The 3988-nt window shown below is 66.0% G+C and carries 5 protein-coding genes; 3 read left to right on the forward strand and 2 right to left on the reverse strand.

Going from position 1 to position 3988, the window contains the following annotated elements; translation table 11 throughout:
- Positions 1–455: 455 nt before the first annotated feature.
- Positions 456–872 (reverse strand): SgcJ/EcaC family oxidoreductase, encoded by a 417-nt coding sequence (locus ABN034_RS34035; protein ID WP_349695071.1) that lies wholly within the window; start codon positions 870–872, stop codon positions 456–458.
- Positions 873–990: 118 nt separating this feature from the next.
- Between ABN034_RS34035 and ABN034_RS34040 the strand changes: the two genes are divergently transcribed.
- Positions 991–2052 (forward strand): colicin D domain-containing protein, encoded by a 1062-nt coding sequence (locus tag ABN034_RS34040; protein WP_349695072.1) that lies wholly within the window; start codon positions 991–993, stop codon positions 2050–2052.
- A gap of 70 nt (positions 2053–2122) precedes the next feature.
- Positions 2123–2380 carry a colicin immunity domain-containing protein gene (locus tag ABN034_RS34045; protein WP_349695073.1) on the forward strand — a complete coding sequence of 86 codons (258 nt, stop codon included), beginning with the start codon at positions 2123–2125 and terminating at the stop codon, positions 2378–2380.
- A 48-nt stretch (positions 2381–2428) separates the two neighbouring features.
- Here ABN034_RS34045 and ABN034_RS34050 read toward each other — a convergent pair whose 3' ends face one another.
- Positions 2429–2659, reverse strand: coding sequence for a zinc finger domain-containing protein (locus ABN034_RS34050; protein WP_349695074.1), 231 nt, complete (start codon positions 2657–2659; stop codon positions 2429–2431).
- A 560-nt stretch (positions 2660–3219) separates the two neighbouring features.
- On the opposite strand from ABN034_RS34050, the gene ABN034_RS34055 reads away from it, so the two are divergent.
- The gene (locus ABN034_RS34055) at positions 3220–3903 is read left to right on the forward strand and encodes an NsdA family TPR-like regulatory protein (RefSeq protein WP_349695075.1); all 684 of its coding nucleotides are present in this window, start codon (positions 3220–3222) and stop codon (positions 3901–3903) included.
- The last annotated feature ends 85 nt before the right edge of the window (positions 3904–3988 follow it).

The following is a 3988-nucleotide window of genomic DNA, read 5'->3' on the forward strand; positions in this document are numbered from 1 at the left end:
CCGCGCGAGCTTCGGACGCGGCTCCATACGAGCGGTGTTCGGGGCCAGTCCACCGCCGTCCGGTAGGAGAACGGTGCGCCCGAACACCGCGATGACACATCACAGGAGCAGCGTTCCGACCGGGGCCGCGTCCTTATGCGGATCGTCAACCGTCGACACCTGGGCGACGACGGCGACTCTGGCGGGGTGTCCGCAAGGGATCCCTTGCGGACACTCGCAGGGTCGGCGTCGTGCTCGCCCAGGTAACCCCAACGTACGGCGCGGACATGATCGACTTATACCGCGGCGAGACCTGCGGCATCGGCACGTTCGGATCAGGTTCCCTCGAGGAAGCCCGAGCGACGTCCGTTGTCCGCGGTTAAGTGCCGTGTCTACCGCGGCCGGCGGTTGAAGCCTCGTTGTCACGTCGCGAGCCAGCCGCAGGCCGCACTCGCTTTCGGCAGGAATCCTTCTTGCTACCGAATCGGAGTCGTCTGGGCGAGCGCCACCTGCCACCCCGCCGGTGTCTTAACGACGGCGTACGTGAGGGCTCCACTTGCGGGGACGTCAGCCTCGGCGCCTGGCCGATTGTCGTGGACCGTCTTGACGCAGCTGACGAGAGCAACGTCAGGGGTCAGGCCGCGAATGTCGACAACCTCGACGCTCGTCTGAACGTCCTTGAGCGCAGACCCCAGCGCGGCACTCATCGCCGCGCTGAACGCATCCCGCCCGAACAACCGCCGGCCGGCGATGTTCACGATCACCGCCTCGGAGGTATGCAGCCCGGGAAGCACGCTGGTATCACTCTGCGCCTCGTCCGCCCGCTCCACCAGTTCACGAATCGCTTGCTCGTCCGCTGCCGTTGGCCCGGCAACCGTGTCAGTTGCAGTCATACTCCAACTCTCCGACCTCAACCATCCTTGAGGTCAAGTCCTGGGGCGCGTGACATCGAGCGGAGTCAGCCCGCTGAGGGATCCCCCAGCGGACATTGGCAGCGATGTCACGCTTGCATTGACGCGTCGGTCGTTGCGCGGCGGCGTGTGGGGTTTGGTGACGTTCGAGCACATGGTCTTCAACAGCTCCTTCGCTCTCGGCGGCCACTTCCTGCCCGGCTGGGCCGTCGGGCTCCATACCCTCATGGGCAACGGACACCCGACACGAATCGTCCTCCTCGCCCTGGTCGTCGCCTGTGTCTATGTCGACTACCGGGCCATGGCGAGGGTCAACGCCTCGCCAACGCCCAGCCCCGTGCCCACGCCCGGATCCCTGGGGCTGACCGCGGATCTGCGCCTCGGCGGTAGGGCATTGCTCGCCGGGCCTGCGGCCTTCGTCTCCGCCACCACAGTGATGAGACAACAACGCGAACTTGCCATCGGCCACTACCGGGCGGCCGGACGGCCCCGCAGACACAGCCAACTGCTTCGGAACCTCACCATCCGCAAGGCCCAGTTGGTGGCCCTGCTGGGCGGGGCGGCGACTCTCATGCTCGCGGGTGCGGTTGCCAAGATGGTCAGCACCGCCCACGACACTCCACCTGCAAACGCGATCTTCCTGGCAGGACTGCTCGGCGACCTGGCCAGATGGTGGAACGATCTCACACCCACTCAACAGGCTCTCGTAGTCGCTGCAGCCGTCGCGGCCGCCCTCCTCCTCGGCGCCGGAATCATCGGAGCCGCCACCTGGGCCCGCATCGGCATCGGCCTCGCCACCCGGCTCATGCTCCACGGCGGCCTACGCGGACGTGCTGGCTACGCCACAGGACGCTTCCTCAGTGGGTTCCTTGACCGGTCGATGGCATTCCGAGTCGGCCAGCTGCAACACGCCTTCAGCCACGCTGCCCAATTCGGTGTCAAAGGCAACTGGAACAAGGCTGGCGGCGAGGCGCACATTCGCGACCGGGGCACGCTTGTCATTCAGGGCCGATATCGAGGTGAGGCGGCAACCCACTTCTTCAACCCGCGTACCGGCCTGAACGCATTCCGCGACGCGAACGGGCAGTTCTGGAGCGGTTGGAAATTGCGGCCCACACAGATACAGCACCTTCTGCGCACCGGAAATCTCGGGGGAGGCTAGGTTAGAGATGAACCAAGGACGAACCGATCGAGGCGCGATGAATGCCAAGCTCTCTCCGTACATTGAGCTGGTGTCTGCCCTGGTCGAACGGGGCATCGATCCAGCCGAGTTCCGGCAGCGGTACTCCGACCTGTACCTCGGCGATGACACGATGTGGTCAGATGCAGAGTTCGGTGTCCTCGACAAGCTATTCGCCGAAACCGATGACTTCGAACCAGACCCGCTCTTGCGTGCCGAGCTCGTGCACTCCCTCGACGCCGACGAGCTTCGGCAGTCTGCCGCCAATGCGCTAGGCAGGCTCCGCGCGCTGGCACAGGACCAGCAGTAGAGCCACTGCTGTAGGTGCCTGTGCGGAGCTGCGCCCCATGCATGTCGTCTACTGCTCTCGCCACATTCGACGGGCCAGGTGCTGGCCGTCGAGGTCGTCGATCACACGGCCAGACCTGGTTCTGCGGCAGTAGGACCCGGGCCTCGCCTGGCAGCGTGGGCAGGTGCGTGAGAGCACTCGCGCCAACGTCTGCAGGTCACCGTCGGTGTAGTGCATCGCAGCCAGGTCACCAGACCAGATCCACTCCACGCACCTGCCGTAACTCTGGGTACTACTCATCGCGCGAGAACCATCGTGTATGCCAGTCCCAGGAGCACGAACACGACGAAGCTGGCTGCCTTCCATCCGATCGACCTCATCGCTTCCTCCCCGCGACGATGTAAGGCTGCTCGCGACACATGAGTGCCCTGCGCTCCATCTGCTGACGTGGTACGGCGCAGCGACCAGGACCGATATCGACTGGCGTGACAAGCGGTCAACCAGTCGCCGCGCCGCGGTTCATGGGGCGTGAAAGGGCGTTTCACCGCTCGCCCGCCCGACGCCACTGACCATTGCGTGAGCAACCTGGGTTTGATCGGCGTGCACTGACTCCTCGACCCGGCCCTGGCCGGCAGCAGTTGCGTGGCGTTCGAGACCAAGCCGCGCGGCATGTCGTGCCGCCCTGCGGACCGCGACGGTCATCCGCTCCTTGTCCACGCCGGTAGCTCATCGCGGCTGACCACAGTCAGGTAAGGCGTGCAGCCGGGGAGAGGGAGTGCACAGGGGGCGCGCGTTTCCCTGTCATGTGGCACGGCCGTAGGTCGGCGTGCGACGCTGGGCCAGTCTTGGGAGGTGCAACGGTGGGACGCCGCCCGAAGCAGCCAAACCGCAGGTTGGCCGCACTCCTCGACGACGCCGGGCTTACCCACAAGGGCCTTGCCCGCCGGGTCGTCGAGCGCGCTCGCGCGTGCGGGTTGAGCCTGAGCTACGACCACAACTCTGTCCGTCGATGGCTCGCCGGCGAGCACCCACGACCGCCTGCTCCCGATCTGATCGTCGACGTGCTCAGCGAAATGCTCGGCCGCACCACATCCACAGCAGACGCCGGCATGCGATTCGGCGGCGACCAGCCGGCCGACCTGGGGCTGGAGTTCCCGTGGGCCTGGACCGCGGCGGTCGATACCGTCACCGCACTTTGGAGGAGCGACGTGGAACGCCGATCGTTTCAGACCGGTGTCTCGTACGCGGTGGGCGGCTACGCCGCGGCTTCCACGCGTTGGCTCACACTTCCCGGCACTGACGACCCATCCTCCACCGGCCGCCGCAGATCCGGTCAAGCCGAGGTCAACGCCGTACGGTCGATGACCGAGGCGTTCCGGGATCTCGACAACCGGGTTGGTGGCGGGCGCCTGCGCCATACGGTCGTCGCCTACCTCGACACCGAGGTCTCTCCCCTGCTGCACGGAACCTACACCGGACGGACCGGGCGGCAGCTCTTCGCCGAGTGGCGTCCAGCAAAGTGGTGTACGGCAGGCGCTCGGTGATGGGCGTGTCGTAGACGTGTAGGGCGGTCATCGCGTGATCCTTTGGAAGACCTTCCACAGTGCTTCTGAAGGAGTTCTCGCGATG

The organism is Actinopolymorpha sp. B11F2, from assembly GCF_040195635.1.
Lineage (GTDB): Bacteria > Actinomycetota > Actinomycetes > Propionibacteriales > Actinopolymorphaceae > Thermasporomyces.